This is a genomic window from Pseudomonas sp. PDM31 (genome assembly GCF_019218965.1).
Taxonomy (GTDB): domain Bacteria; phylum Pseudomonadota; class Gammaproteobacteria; order Pseudomonadales; family Pseudomonadaceae; genus Aquipseudomonas.
Genome location: NZ_JAHUWS010000022.1, coordinates 20,434 through 34,388 on the forward strand (window position 1 = coordinate 20,434; position 13,955 = coordinate 34,388).

Sequence of the window (13,955 nt, forward strand, 5' to 3'; positions counted from 1 at the left end):
TGAAGACACCCTTAGTCGTCTGCCGTAACCGCAAATCGACAGCGCAAATAAAAATAACCCACCCAGGCAAACTCGCTAGAATCCGAGACACAATTTGTGTTGAAAAAGGATGCACCCGTGGCCGCCCGACTCGTGCCCTATGAAAGCCTGAATGCGCTGCAGCGCCAGCAGGTCGAGGCCATCGAAGTGCATAAGGAACAGGTCAGGTTCAGCGGCGATATCCATGGTGCATTGCACACCCTGCTGTCCCGGCCCGGCCCTGGCGTCAAGGGTTTCGCCCTGCTCGCCGAAGACATACCCGTCGCCTTTCTGCTGCTCAAGCGCCCGCCGGTTTTGCCAGCCTGGGCCGACGAGCACAGCGCCACCCTGCATGCCCTGCAGGTTGACCAGCGTGCCCAAGGCAAAGGCTACGGCAAGGCGTGCCTGCAAGCGCTGCCCGACATGGCGCGCCAGGCCTGGCCGGAAATCAGGGGGCTGGAATTGTCGGTGGATGCCGAAAACGAGGCGGCGATTGCCCTGTATGCCAGGTTCGGGTTCGTCGACAGCGGTGAGGCGTACCGGGGACGGATTGGCTATGAGCGGCGGATGGGATTGGTGTTTTGAACGAGTAATGCCCTCAAAAAATATTACTGACCCAACACAGCACCACTGTGGGAGCGGGCTTGCTCGCGAAAGCGGTGGGTCAATCAACATTGATGTTGTTTGACCCACCGCTTTCGTCGGAACGCCGCCCGGAGCAAGCCCCCTCCCACAAGAAATCGGCGTCAGGTTTAGAGGCTCAGCACCATCTCATGCCACGCCATGCCGCCATGGTCTGAGGCCGAAGGTTTGATGTAGGCAAAGCCGAACCCGGCATACAACGGAATATGCCGTTCCTTGCACATCAGGTTGATGCTGACCTTGCCCAGCGCACGCATGCGCTCGATGAATTCGCCCATCAGGCGCTTGGCCAGCCCTTGGCCCTGGTAATCCGGGTGTACCACCACCGACATGATCACCACGTGCGGTCCGTCCGGGTCGTGACCGACCATTTCCTTGAACTCTTCATCCGACATTTCCACCTGAAACGCCGCGCCCGAATTGATGAATCCGGCAACCACCCCGTCCACTTCAGCCACGATAAACCCCTCGGGCCAGGTGGCGATGCGAGTGGCTATTTTCTCCCGGGTCGCCGCTTCGTCGCCTTCGTAGGCAACGGTTTCGATGGCAAAGCAGCGGTCCAGATCAGCGGGCGTGACGTTGTGGATGACGGTGTTCATGGCAGCTCGGATTCAGCGGGGACAAGGCCTGCGATGATAAATCAGCAGCCACCCGACATCGAGAGACGAATCGCCACCCCGTCTCTCGATGCGGGTTCAGCCCTTGATCGGTAGCCAGATCTCCAGCTTGCCGGTGTTGAGCTTGGGGTTGAAGTCTTCGCTGTAGCGTTCGAACTCCGGGGCGTCCACCGTCTGATGCCCCGACTGCGGCAGCCATGTGTCGAAGATGTAGCGAAAGGTCAGCGGCAAGGTACTCAAAGGCCCCTTGTGTTCGAACACCGCGTAATACTGGGGCTGAACCTCTACCCAGCGGTACTGTTCGGGCAAATCGTCGAGCTTGCTGATCTCGACCCCGGCGACATAGTCAAAGCCACCCTTGCCGTCGAAATTGCAACAGACGCCGTAGGTCACTTCACCTGACTGACCCGGGACCTGACCGATGTGCGGAATGAATTTTTCCCAGAGCGCGGGAATGCCTGCGGTGGTCTGCTGGGTAAACCGTTCGCCCAGTCCTGCGATCAACAGGAAGTGACCATGTTCGAAGCGTGGTTCAGACACTTCGACGCTTTTTTGCTCATCCATGATTCGACTCCTGGCGTTTAAAAGTGGGTTCGGCTGGGAGTATAGAAGCCCAAGCCGATTCGCCCAGTTACAGGGCGTGCAGCTGCTCGACGGCGCCGGCACCGACGAACTCGTTATAGCCAGAAAGGATCACGTAGACCGCGAAATAACAGAAAATCGCCGCCGATGCCATGTAGGAGTAACGCAGCAGCTTATCGCCCAGCAGCTTGCCGCCGTGGCTGGCGGCGAAGCAAAGTCCCGCCGACCACAACAACCCGGCGCACAGGAAACCACCGAGAAACAGCGCAGAACTCAGGGCACCACCACCGCCGGAACGGGCGATCAACGTACCGCCCACCGCCGCAAACCAGAGAATCGCGCTCGGCGATGACATGGCAAGGAAAATCCCGCGCAAGAACTCCTTGCGATGGGAGTTGTGCCCCACCTGCGCCGATTGCGCCAGCACCGCCTCGTGGTGAATGGCCGAATAAATCATCTTCGCTGCGAAGTACACCAGCAACGCCGAGCCACCGATCCACAACACCCAGCGTACGGATTCGTATTGCAGCAACACCGTCATGCCGGCCAGCGCCAGCACCGCGTAGATCAAGTCGCCGACGCAGGTCCCCAGCCCCAGGGCAAAGCCTTGAAAATAGCCGCGCTGCATCGCCAAAGTGATCATCGCGATGTTGGCCACACCGATGTCCAGGCACAGCGAAAGGCTCAGCAAGAAGCCGCTGGTAAATTCCATCAAACCCTATCCTTCGGAAAAATTTGTTTACGTGGAGGCTGGACAGTCTGCCACAGCTGACCGTACATTCCGCCACAGGTCACCACAGTGACCAGCGTCGCTCGGACGGTTCCGGGCGCTTACGTTATCCGAGGCAACAATGGCCGAACAAGGTTCGCCGCGCCGCTTTGCGCGCATAGATCGACTCCCCCCCTACGTTTTCAACATCACTGCCGAGCTGAAGATGGCCGCCCGTCGTCGTGGCGAAGACATCATCGACTTGAGCATGGGCAACCCCGACGGCGCCACGCCGCCGCACATCGTTGAAAAACTGGTGACCGTCGCCCAGCGCGAAGACACCCACGGCTACTCCACGTCCAAGGGCATTCCGCGCCTGCGCCGGGCGATATCCAATTGGTACAAGCAACGCTACGAGGTCGACATCGACCCGGAAACCGAAGCCATCGTCACCATCGGTTCCAAGGAAGGCCTGGCGCACCTGATGCTGGCGACCCTGGACCAAGGCGACACCGTGCTGGTGCCCAACCCGAGCTACCCGATTCACATCTACGGTGCCGTGATTGCCGGCGCCCAGGTGCGTTCGGTGCCGCTGGTGCCGGGCGTGGACTTCTTCGCTGAACTGGAACGGGCGATTCGCGGCTCGATTCCCAAGCCGAAAATGATGATCCTCGGCTTCCCGTCCAACCCTACCGCGCAATGTGTGGAACTGGACTTCTTCGAACGCGTGATCGCCCTCGCCAAGCAGTACGACGTGTTGGTGATTCACGACCTGGCCTACGCCGACATCGTCTACGACGGCTGGAAGGCCCCGTCGATCATGCAGGTACCGGGCGCGAAGGACATCGCGGTGGAGTTTTTCACCCTGTCCAAGAGCTACAACATGGCCGGCTGGCGCATCGGTTTCATGGTCGGCAACCCGGAGCTGGTCAACGCCCTGGCACGGATCAAGAGCTACCACGACTACGGCACCTTCACCCCCTTGCAAGTGGCGGCGATTGCCGCGCTGGAAGGCGATCAACAATGCGTGCGCGACATCGCCGAGCAGTACCGGCAACGGCGCAACGTGCTGGTCAAGGGCCTGCATGAACTGGGCTGGATGGTCGAGAACCCGAAGGCGTCGATGTACGTCTGGGCCAAGATTCCCGAGGCCTACGCGCACCTGGGTTCACTGGAGTTCGCCAAGAAACTGCTGGCCGAGGCCAAGGTCTGCGTCTCGCCGGGTGTCGGTTTCGGTGAGTATGGTGATGATCACGTGCGCTTCGCGCTGATCGAAAACCAGGACCGCATTCGCCAGGCCGTACGCGGGATTCGCGGCATGTTCCGGGCTGATGGGCTAGTCGCCAAATCCAACGCCTGACACATAAAACTGTGGGAGCGGGCTTGCTCGCGAATGCGGTATGTCAAACAACATCTATGTTGACTGATACACCGCATTCGCGAGCAAGCCCGCTCCCACATTGGTTTTATGTTCAGCCTTGGTATGAATTGCCCACAAAAAAACCGCATCGCTGCGGTTTTTTTGTGTCTGCCAATCGGCTTAAACGAACATCGACAACAACAGAATAAAGCCCAACGCCACCACCGACAGGATGGTTTCCATCGCCGTCCAGGTCTTGAAGGTTTCCGCCACGGTCATGTTGAAGTACTGCTTCACCAGCCAGAAACCGGCATCGTTCACATGGGACAGGATCAACGAACCCGCACCGGTCGCCAGTACCAGCAGTTCACGGTTCACGCCAGGAATCATCCCGACCACAGGCACCACGATACCGGCACCGGTAATGGTCGCCACGGTTGCCGAACCTGTAGCAATACGAATCACCGCCGCCACCAGCCAGGCCAGCAGGATCGGCGAAATCTGTGCGTTCACTGCCATGTGGCCGATCACGTCACCCACGCCGCTGGTGACCAGCATCTGCTTGAAGCCACCACCGGCACCGATGATCAGGATGATCGCGGCGGTCGGCGCGAGGCTCGCATCCAGCCATTTCATCATCTGCGTCGAACCGATGCCCTGCTTGTAGCCGAAGGTATACAGCGACAGCAGCAATGCCAGCAGCAACGCCGAAATCGGGTGACCGATCAGGTCCATGAAAGCGCGGAAGATGTTGCCATCGGGCAGCACCACGTCGGCAAAAGTCTTGAGCAGCATCAGGAACACCGGCAGCAGCACGGTAACCAGAGTGATGCCGAAGCTCGGCAGATCGGCCGAATCCGACTCGCGCGCCAGTTGATCCACCAGTTCCTGATTAGGATGACCTGGGATGTGCTTGGCAATGAACGTACCGAAGATCGGGCCGGCGATGATGGCGGTTGGCAGCGCAACGATCAGACCATAAAGAATGGTTTTACCGATGTCGGCACCGAACACACCAATGGCCAGCAGCGGCCCCGGGTGCGGTGGCACCAGGCCGTGTACGGCGGACAGACCGGCCAGCAGCGGGATACCGATCTTGATGATCGACACACCGGTGCGCCGGGCAACGATGAACACCAACGGAATCAGCAGTACAAAGCCGATTTCGAAGAACAGCGGAATACCGACCAGGAAGGCGGCGAACATCATCGCCCACTGCACCTTGTCTTTACCGAAGGCGCGAATCAACGTCTGCGCAATCTGATCCGCACCACCGGATTCGGCCATCATTTTGCCGAGCATCGTGCCCAGCGCCAGGATGATGCCGACGAAACCAAGCACGCCACCGAAGCCGTCCTGGAACGCCTTGATGATGGTGCCGATCGGCATGCCGGAGGTCAGCCCGAGGAAGGCTGCGGCAATGATCAGTGCGAGGAATGGGTGCAACTTGAACTTGGTGATCAGGACGATAAGCCCGATGACCGTGACCACTGCATCTAGCAGCAGGAACGTCTCGTGGGACATGCCAAACATTAGGGGTGTCTCCTGGTTGTTGTTGTTATTAAAGCGGGTTAATCAGAAGTCGTGAGGACAGCGCTGTCTTTGCAAGCACAGTCATACCGCCTGCTTCAGGCCGTTTGCCAGCCACCAGCGGTGCGCTTGCAGGGCCAGTTCGTCGACGCTGCAGGTCGAGGCATCCAGCGCCAGGGTCATCGGCTCGCCAATGGGCGATTCCAGCGTGGCGAACTGACTGTCGATCAGGGTCGACGGCATGAAATGGCCGGGGCGGTGTGAAACACGGTCGGCGGCGACTTCAGGAGTGAGTTCGAGGAACACGAAGCCCAGACCCGGCAGGGCACTGCGCAGGCGCTCACGATAAATGAGTTTGAGCGCCGAACAGGTCAGCACCGGGCGTTCGCCCTTGGCGTCGATACGACGCAGCTCATCGCACAGGCTGTCGAGCCAGCCGGCACGGTCTTCATCGTTCAGGGGGGTCCCCGCGCTCATCTTTTCGATGTTGGCGGCAGGGTGGAAAGTGTCGCCTTCAATGGCAGTGGCGCCGCTCAAGTGGCACAAGGCCTCGCTGACGCACGTCTTGCCGCAACCGGCAACGCCCATGATGACCAGGGCGGTGATGGGATGATTCATGTAACACCTCAGCGCGCAGACAGCGCTACCTTTGCCAGTTATGACACTAGTTCAAAAGCAGAAGTTGCCGACGCCTTCTTGTCATTTTTTATGGGTTGCAGCAGGTTCGTTTCCCAACACCAAAAAGCGAGAATCAGGCAACCCTCGCCCACGCATTGCAGCTGCATCGAGACAGCGCTACCTTAGTGCCTTGAATATTGTTTGGCAAGCCGTCGATGACTCCAACTAAAAACGATAAAAATACCCGCACCACTGGCCGCCCTACCCTCAACGAGGTCGCGCGCCTGGCTGGCGTCAGCCCGATTACCGCTTCGCGCGCCTTGCGCGGCGTCAGCACGGTGGCCCCTGAGCTGGTGGAAAAAGTGCAGAAAGCGGCACTGCAACTCAACTACGTGGTCAACCCCGCCGCCCGCGCTCTGGCCTCGGCCCAGAGCCATTCGGTGGTGGTATTGGTGCCGTCGCTGTCCAACCTGCTGTTCATCGACACCCTGGAAGCCATTCATCAGGTATTGCGCCCCAAGGGCTTTGAAGTGCTGATCGGCAACTTCCATTACTCGCGCGACGAAGAAGAAAACCTGCTGCGTAACTACATGGCCTACCAGCCGCGCGGTTTGCTGCTGACCGGGTTCGACCGCACCGAAAGTTCGCGACGGATGATCGAAGCCAGCAACATTCCCTGCGTGTACATGATGGAACTCGACAGTGCGGCGGGCCTCAATTGCGTCGGCTTCTCGCAACTCGCAGCCGGCGAAACGGCGGCCGAGCATCTGCTGTCTCGCGGGCGCAAGCGCCTGGCCTACATCGGCGCGCAACTGGATCAACGTACCCTGCTGCGCGGTGAAGGCTTCCGCCGCGCCCTGCAAAAGGCCGGGCGCTACGACCCGGACCTGGAAGTGCTGACCCCGCGCCCCTCGTCCGTGGGCCTGGGCGGTGAATTGTTCCTGCAGATGATCAACAGCCGCCCCGACGTGGATGCGATTTTCTTCGGCAACGACGACCTGGCCCAGGGCGCCTTGCTCGAAGCCATGCGCTGCGGGATCAAGATTCCCGAACAAGTGGCGATCCTGGGCTTCAACGACTTGCCCATGTCCGAACATATGGTCCCGCGCCTGAGCAGCATCAGCACCCCGCGCGAAGCCATCGGCCGGCGCGCGGCGGAGCAGATGCTGACATTGATGGCCGGCAATACGGTGGCCAGGCCGGTGCAGGACATGGGGTTTGAGCTGAAGGTACGCGAGAGCACCTGAGTGGTTTTCCCGTGGTGGTCCGCAACGGCGCAAGCAGGCTTGATGTCGTCCGTTTGCAGGCACACTATTAAGCTCCTGAAGCCCTGATTCGCTAACGGAGTAGCTCCATGGAACCTGTACTGAAAATCCTGGGTAAAGCCTCGTCGATCAACGTCAGAAAAGTCCTGTGGACTTGCGAGGAACTAGGCCTTTGCTACGAACGTGAGGACTGGGGCAGCGGTTTTGCCTCGACCCACAGTCCCGAGTTTCTCAGACTCAACCCCAACGCACAGGTGCCGGTGATCATCGACGAAGCCGGCGTGCTGTGGGAATCCAACACCATCTGCCGATACCTGACCGGTAAGCACCATCACCATCACGGCGATCTGTTGCCGACCGAACCAGTGGCGCGCGCGCGGGTGGAGCAGTGGATGGACTGGCAGGCCACCGAGCTCAACCCGTCGTGGAGTTATGCGTTCATGTCCCTGGTGCGCAAGGACCCGGAGTTTCAGGACGCGCATCGCCTTGAAGTGGGCATCCGTGGCTGGAATCAGAAGATGGGCATCCTCGAACACCAGCTCGCGACCACCAAGGCCTATGTCGCCGGGCCACGGTTTACCCTGGCCGACATTGTGATCGGATTGTCGGTCAACCGTTGGCTGATGACACCGATAGAGCGTCCCGACTACCCGGCGGTCGATGAGTATTTCCAGCGTCTGGCGCAGCGTCCGGGCTTTCTCAAACATGGCTGCAACGGCCTGCCTTGATCAGCCGAAAAATACCACGCTATTTACTGTAGGAGCGAGCACGCTCGCGATGGTCGTTAACGATAACGCGGGAAGCCTGATTCCCCGCGGTGATATTGAGTCCATCGCGAGCATGCTCGCTCCTACAGTAGTCAACCGCACTCCCCTGTAGGAGCGAGCACGCTCGCGATGGTCGTTAACGATAACGCGGGAAGCCTGATTCCCCGCGGTGATATTGAGTCCATCGCGAGCATGCTCGCTCCTACAGTAGTCGACCGCACTCCCCTGTAGGAGCGAGCACGCTCGCGATGGTCGTTAACGATAACGCGGGGCGTCTGGTGCCCTGCGGTGTATCTGAGTCAATCGCGAGCGTGCTCGCTCCTACAGTGGTTACCGGGCTAGTTCAGTTGCAACGTCGAGTTGAACTGGCTGATTGCATCGACCACATGTCGCGAGCCCTGCTGGATTTCCAGGATCACTTCCCCCGCCTCGTTCGCCAGTTCAACACCAAGCCCGGTTCGACTCAGGCTCGATTGCATGCTCGACACTGCGCTCATCGACAGGTCATGGTTCTTGCGCACCACATCGACAATCTCCAGGGTCGCCTGACTGGTGCGCGCCGCGAGGCTGCGGACTTCATCGGCCACTACCGCGAACCCCCGCCCATGCTCGCCCGCGCGGGCTGCTTCGATGGCGGCGTTGAGCGCCAGCAGGTTGGTCTGGTCGGCAATGCCGCGGATGGTCTGCACGATGGTGCCGATGATGTCGGACTGTTTGCTCACGGCATCGATGCTCACCGCCGCTTCGTTCAGATCCTTGGAAATATCCTGGATGATCTGCACTGTTTGCTGAACCACCTGGGAGCCCTTCTGCGCGCAGGCGTCATTTTGCACCGAGGTGCTGTGGGCCGAATCGGCGGCGTTTTGCAGGGTGGTCATCTGGTTGGTGATGTCGCTGGCAAACTTGACCACTTTGTACAGCCGACCCTTGGCGTCGAACAGTGGGTTGTAGGACGCTTCGAGGAAGACGGTCTGACCCTGCTTGTTTTTTCGCTCGAAACGATGGGAGTGGTATTCGCCACGATTGAGCGAAGCCCAGAAATTCCTGTAGGACTGGGACTCGGCTTCGGCACGATGACAGAACAGACTGTGGTGTTGGCCCATGACTTCGCTGAGCGAGTAATGCATGGTGTTGAGGAAGTTTTCGTTGGCGGTGATGACTTTGCCTTCCGGGGTAAATTCAATCACGGCCATGGATCGCCCGAGCGCCGAGAGCGTGCTTTCGTTTTCGTGTTCCGTGTTGACCCTGGTGGTGATGTCGGTGGCGACCTTGATCACGCTCCTGACCTGGCGATCGGCACCGAACACCGGCATGTAACTGGCTTCCAGCCAGATTTCCCTGCCGCTCTTGTTCAAGCGCAGAAAGGTCCCGCTGACCGGTTCGCCACGCGCCAGGTCACGCCACAACTTGGCGTAGTCCTCGCTGCGGTAGAACGTTTCTTCGCAAAAAACACGGTGATGCTTGCCGCGTACTTCTTCAGCGCCGTAACCCATCACACTGCAAAAATTTTCATTGGCATCGATGACGATGCCCTCCGGGGTGAACTCGACCATCGCCATTGAACGGCTGATTGCGGCCAACTTGGCATTGGCCTCGCTCAGTGCACCGCTGAAGCGTTCGATTTCCAGCAGGTCAGCCTTGTGATGTAGGTTGAACATTGTCGTATCACCTTAAGCGCGATCTTTTGATTAATGAAAGTTGCTGGTCTTTCACATCCACCACTACGTTCCACGGAACAGGTACACGCGGCCCTTCAAAAAGAAGGATTGGTCAGGTGATAAATGATGATCAATCGGAGGGTGCCTGGAACGGCACTCTGATCAAGACATCCTTCTCTTGATAGCCCGCACGCGGGCCAGCCCTAACATATCTACAAAAAAATCCATCTAACGCAAGACTCCTTGGCATCAAGTGACGGTGCCTTCAATTGCGCACTCTGTCGGCATGGTTTACGACGAACACGCCCGCACGCAGAAACGGCCGACATAGTTAGTTACGGTGATCATAGACAGTAAAGTCAGGCCTGCAAGGCCACTAATCGGCCATCACACGGACAAAATCGATTCAGCGGAGTTTTTTATATCTATGGGAAGGCGCTGCCGGCGATGGCTACAGAGTTGTAGCCTGGGCGGTATAACGAAGGCGCTGTTTCAGCTCACAGGGATGTTGAATGCGTGCGATGGCCTTGGCAAATCCTGCAGATTTTTTTCAGGAGAATCGCTCCCACACACGATGGGAGCGATCAGTCAGTGCGCAATCAGTGCCCGAACACGCCCACTTTCTTGGCTTTCTTGTCCGCGCGCTTTTCAATGGCGGTTTTCACCGGTTTTTTCTTCGCCGACTTCTTTGAATCCAGGCCTTTGGACATGATGCGTACTCCACTCATAGGGATGTGAGATCAGGTATACACCTATCCTCGCGCCTGCGTTCTTTTATAATCACCCGCTTTATGTACCGACTGTCCAAGACCATGCCCAATACCCAGTACACCCGGCTCGACGAGCCTTTATGGCCGTTGATGAACAAGTTTTATCGCGCCCAGCAATCGTCGATGAAAGCGGTCCGCGATGCTCAACTGTGGGTGGCGCGCCGGGATGAAATCGTTGCCGCGCTGTGTTTGCGACCGGTGGCGGGCGGGCATTGGTTGACCGGGTTGTTCGTCGACCCGGCCTGTCGTGAACAGGGCGTTGCCGCTGGGTTGATTACCGCGGCGGTGAAGGATGTTGAACAGCCGGTATGGCTGTTCTGTCATCCGGATTTGCGTGGGTTCTATGAGCGTCGTGGCTTCAGTTTCGATCCGCAGATGCCCTACGCGATGGTTGAGCGGTTGAGCCGCTATGCGCGCAGCAAGCCGATGATTGCAATGGGGCTGGAGCCCTGCGCCACTGTGGGAGCAGGCTCGCTCGCGAATGGGGTGGCGCAGTCAATATGAATGGTGACTGGCACACCGTCATTCGCGAGCAAGCCCGCTCCCACAGGTTTTTGTGTCGGGCTTGGGAACTGTGTCAGTCGTCGGCGTTGGGATCCATATCCGGAAACATTACTTCGGTAAAGCCGAACTTGCTGAAATCGGTGATGCGCGACGGGTACAGGCGGCCGATCAGGTGATCGCATTCGTGCTGCACCACCCGCGCATGAAAGCCGCTGGCAACGCGCACCACAGGCTCGCCCTTGGGGTCGAAACCTTCATAACGGATGTGCTGATAACGATCCACCGCGCCACGCAGCCCGGGCACTGACAGGCAGCCTTCGAAGCCCTCTTCCAGCATCGGGTTCAGCGGTGTGATCAACGGATTGATCAGGATCGTCTGCGGCACTGCTTCGGCGTCCGGGTAACGCTCGCTGTGCTCGAAACCGAAGATCACCAATTGCAGGTCGACGCCGATTTGCGGCGCGGCAAGTCCTACCCCGCCAACGCTTTCCATGGTCTGGAACATGTCATCGATCAGTTGCCACAGTTGCGGGCTGTCGAACATTTCGGCCGGTACCGGCGGGGCGATGCGCAGAAGGCGCTCATCACCCATTTTCAGGATTTCACGAATCATGCTCAGGCTTCGTCTGTGGTGGTCGGCTTGAGCGAGTGATCGCGGCCCAATCCCGACACGTGGTGTTTAGGCTCATGGCCCGGACCGTGTTCGCCGGGGACTTTCTCCCCTGGCTCCTTGCCTTCGTTGGACATGTGCTCGATCACTGCATTCATCTCGGCGCCGAGCAGCAGTACGGCGGCGGAAATGTAGAAGTACAGCAATAGCACAATGATCGCACCGATACTGCCATACATGGCGTTGTAGTTGGCGAACTCCTTGACGTACAGCCCGAAGCCCAGGGAGGCGATGATCCACACCACCACCGCCAGTACAGAGCCTGGGGTGATGAAACGAAATTCCTGCTTCACATCGGGCATGACGTAATAGATCAATGCCACCGCGACCATGAGCAAGATCACGATCACCGGCCAACGGGCGATGGTCCACAGGGTTACGATGAAATCCTCGAGGCCGACTTGCGAGGCGATCCAGCCCATTACCTGTGGCCCGAGCACCATCAGCGCAGCGGCGATCAGCAGCATGCCGGCAATGCCCACGGTGTAGATGATCGACAACGGAAAGCGCTTCCATATCGGGCGGCCTTCGACCACGTCGTAGGCCGCGTTCATCGCGCTCATCATCAGCCGCACGCCGGCCGAGGCCGTCCACAGGGCAATCACGATACCCACCGAAAGCAGGCCGCCCTTGGACTGCTGCAGCTGGTCGATCACCGGGTTGACCTGTTCCAGCGCCTGGGGTGGCAGCACCAGCTCCGATTGCAGGCGCAGCCAGGAAAAGAAGTCCGGCAGGTGCAGAAAACCGATCAGGGCGATCAGGAACAGAATGAACGGAAACAGCGAAAACAGCATTTGATAGGCCAGCGCCGAGGCATAGGTCGACATTTCGTCGTCGACGAACTCGGTGACCGTGCGCAGCATCACACGATGCAAGGGCAGGTTTTTCATGTCCGGAAAAATCATTAGCGTCTCCTTTCGCCGCAATCGGGTGGAAGTCGTGGCGACTCAAGGGCCGTTTTCTACATCAAAGTAGCCCAATTGGCGACTTTGAAACAATTTCCGGTCGCAAGTTCAGGCTGACACAAAAACGGCCATCCGCGGATGGCCGTTTCTGACTGCTCAAAGGCTGGATCAAGCCTCGTCGACACCCTTCTTCAGAGCATCCTTGGCTTTACCGACCGCTTGCTGGGCTTCGCCTTTCTTTTCCTGTACGACGCCTTCGGCGCGCAGCTTGTCATTACCGGTGGCCTTGCCGACGCCTTGCTTGACGTTACCGGCTGCTTCGTTGGCCATGCCTTTTACCTTATCGCCTGTGCTGCTCATGGTATTTCTCCTGCAAACATTCAATGGAGGAAAAGTGGTTACACAGGGTTGACCGAAGGCGATTGCGGGGAGTTTCATTTATTTTCACTGCGACATTTCATCGATCCGCTCAGGTTGGGCTTTATGTTTTTCGGCCAACCCCTGAGAATGCGCAACGTATTCAGGCCATGGCGCTGAAGATCCAATCCCGTAGGAATGTTATGAAACTCGATAAAAAGCAGGCCATTGCCCGCAGAAACCAGGAACTTGGCGGTGCTGTGCTTGGCGTCAACAACTGCCACTTCACCGAATTGAACCGCAACCGCAACATCTGGTGGTTCGATATCCCGGTCGCGCGCCTGGCCATTGGTCAGTACGAGTGGATTCACCTGCTGATGCACACGCCCGACACCGACGAGCTGCTGCACCTGAAAGTGCCGACGGTGTTCTTGCGCGAGAAGCTCGAGGGCCTGGTGGTGCGTAACGAGGGTAAGCGCAAGGCTGCGTTGAGCCTGGAGTTGAGTGCGGACAAGGACTCTTATCTGCAGGACATGCGTCCGGCGGGGACCAATGTGAATTTCGCGCCGTTCAAGCAGTGATGATGAGTTGAGGGTTGCCCTGGCACAGTATTTCAACTTTAGATCCAGCCCTCACCCTAGCCCTCTCCCAGAGGTAGAGGGGACCGACCGGGTTGTTTGCGCAAGTTGCTTCGACCTGAAAGTCCGAGTCGAACGCTAGTGATGAAGTGCATTGCTTGGCAGAGATGCTTCAGCCTGAAATCTCCAGTCCAACTCAAGTGTTGAAGTGCATGGGGATCGGCTCCCTTTCCCCCTTGGGGCGCCCGACGTTTCGGGAGGGTTGGGGTGAGCCGAGCATGTCTAGTCCTGAAATAGGTTTACACCTGTTTCAGTCTCAAAACGCCCGATGCACCGCATCGGGCGTTTTGTATTTCAAGGCCAGATGTGGCCGCTCCGCGTTGTAGATCAGCACTGATTCATCAA

Annotated in this window: 15 protein-coding genes and 1 pseudogene; 6 read left to right on the forward strand and 10 right to left on the reverse strand. The window is 58.5% G+C overall.

The window, feature by feature from the left end:
- Window positions 1-117 precede the first annotated feature (117 nt).
- Window positions 118-603 (forward strand): GNAT family N-acetyltransferase, encoded by a 486-nt coding sequence (locus KW839_RS27165; RefSeq protein WP_218426032.1) that lies wholly within the window; start codon window positions 118-120, stop codon window positions 601-603.
- Between the two features lie 167 nt (window positions 604-770).
- Here the strand turns inward: KW839_RS27165 and KW839_RS27170 are convergent, their stop codons facing one another.
- The 3 genes from KW839_RS27170 to KW839_RS27180 all read right to left on the reverse strand — a co-directional run bounded on the left by KW839_RS27170 (window position 771) and on the right by KW839_RS27180 (window position 2,571).
- A complete protein-coding gene (locus tag KW839_RS27170) occupies window positions 771-1,259 on the reverse strand; it encodes a GNAT family N-acetyltransferase (protein ID WP_218426033.1) in 489 nt (162 codons plus the stop codon).
- A gap of 96 nt (window positions 1,260-1,355) precedes the next feature.
- A complete protein-coding gene (locus KW839_RS27175) occupies window positions 1,356-1,841 on the reverse strand; it encodes a GyrI-like domain-containing protein (protein WP_218426034.1) in 486 nt (161 codons plus the stop codon).
- Between the two features lie 67 nt (window positions 1,842-1,908).
- Complete coding sequence (locus KW839_RS27180) at window positions 1,909-2,571, reverse strand: LysE family translocator (protein WP_060539706.1); 663 nt, start codon at window positions 2,569-2,571, stop codon at window positions 1,909-1,911.
- A 139-nt stretch (window positions 2,572-2,710) separates the two neighbouring features.
- Between KW839_RS27180 and alaC the strand changes: the two genes are divergently transcribed.
- Window positions 2,711-3,928 carry an alanine transaminase gene (gene alaC / locus KW839_RS27185; protein WP_218426035.1) on the forward strand — a complete coding sequence of 406 codons (1,218 nt, stop codon included), beginning with the start codon at window positions 2,711-2,713 and terminating at the stop codon, window positions 3,926-3,928.
- A 180-nt stretch (window positions 3,929-4,108) separates the two neighbouring features.
- On the opposite strand, the gene KW839_RS27190 is transcribed toward alaC, so the two are convergent.
- Together KW839_RS27190 and KW839_RS27195 are read right to left on the reverse strand one after the other, a co-directional pair.
- A complete protein-coding gene (locus KW839_RS27190; protein ID WP_218426036.1) occupies window positions 4,109-5,461 on the reverse strand; it encodes a GntP family permease in 1,353 nt (450 codons plus the stop codon).
- An 81-nt stretch (window positions 5,462-5,542) separates the two neighbouring features.
- On the reverse strand, window positions 5,543-6,076 hold the full coding sequence (locus tag KW839_RS27195) for a gluconokinase (RefSeq protein ID WP_060539703.1): 534 nt from the start codon (window positions 6,074-6,076) through the stop codon (window positions 5,543-5,545).
- Between the two features lie 215 nt (window positions 6,077-6,291).
- Here KW839_RS27195 and KW839_RS27200 point away from each other — a divergent pair, with 215 nt between their 5' ends.
- Both KW839_RS27200 and KW839_RS27205 read left to right on the forward strand, forming a co-directional pair.
- On the forward strand, window positions 6,292-7,323 hold the full coding sequence (locus KW839_RS27200) for a LacI family DNA-binding transcriptional regulator (RefSeq protein ID WP_060539702.1): 1,032 nt from the start codon (window positions 6,292-6,294) through the stop codon (window positions 7,321-7,323).
- Between the two features lie 107 nt (window positions 7,324-7,430).
- On the forward strand, window positions 7,431-8,069 hold the full coding sequence (locus KW839_RS27205) for a glutathione S-transferase family protein (protein ID WP_218426037.1): 639 nt from the start codon (window positions 7,431-7,433) through the stop codon (window positions 8,067-8,069).
- A 377-nt stretch (window positions 8,070-8,446) separates the two neighbouring features.
- On the opposite strand, the gene KW839_RS28205 is transcribed toward KW839_RS27205, so the two are convergent.
- Complete coding sequence (locus KW839_RS28205) at window positions 8,447-8,986, reverse strand: methyl-accepting chemotaxis protein (RefSeq protein WP_371318127.1); 540 nt, start codon at window positions 8,984-8,986, stop codon at window positions 8,447-8,449.
- Window positions 8,987-8,989: 3 nt separating this feature from the next.
- Window positions 8,990-9,766: pseudogene (locus tag KW839_RS28210) on the reverse strand (PAS domain-containing protein); the annotation flags it as partial.
- Between the two features lie 812 nt (window positions 9,767-10,578).
- Here KW839_RS28210 and KW839_RS27215 point away from each other — a divergent pair.
- Complete coding sequence (locus KW839_RS27215; protein WP_218426040.1) at window positions 10,579-11,040, forward strand: GNAT family N-acetyltransferase; 462 nt, start codon at window positions 10,579-10,581, stop codon at window positions 11,038-11,040.
- Between the two features lie 73 nt (window positions 11,041-11,113).
- Here the strand turns inward: KW839_RS27215 and def are convergent, their stop codons facing one another.
- The 3 genes from def to KW839_RS27230 all read right to left on the reverse strand — a co-directional run bounded on the left by def (window position 11,114) and on the right by KW839_RS27230 (window position 12,975).
- A complete protein-coding gene (gene def / locus KW839_RS27220; protein WP_060539699.1) occupies window positions 11,114-11,653 on the reverse strand; it encodes a peptide deformylase in 540 nt (179 codons plus the stop codon).
- Between the two features lie 2 nt (window positions 11,654-11,655).
- On the reverse strand, window positions 11,656-12,615 hold the full coding sequence (locus KW839_RS27225; protein ID WP_060539698.1) for a YihY/virulence factor BrkB family protein: 960 nt from the start codon (window positions 12,613-12,615) through the stop codon (window positions 11,656-11,658).
- Between the two features lie 168 nt (window positions 12,616-12,783).
- Complete coding sequence (locus KW839_RS27230; protein ID WP_060539697.1) at window positions 12,784-12,975, reverse strand: CsbD family protein; 192 nt, start codon at window positions 12,973-12,975, stop codon at window positions 12,784-12,786.
- 200 nt (window positions 12,976-13,175) lie between these two features.
- Here KW839_RS27230 and KW839_RS27235 point away from each other — a divergent pair, with 200 nt between their 5' ends.
- Window positions 13,176-13,553, forward strand: a complete 378-nt coding sequence (locus KW839_RS27235; protein ID WP_060539696.1) for a hypothetical protein — start codon at window positions 13,176-13,178, stop codon at window positions 13,551-13,553.
- Window positions 13,554-13,955: the final 402 nt, after the last annotated feature.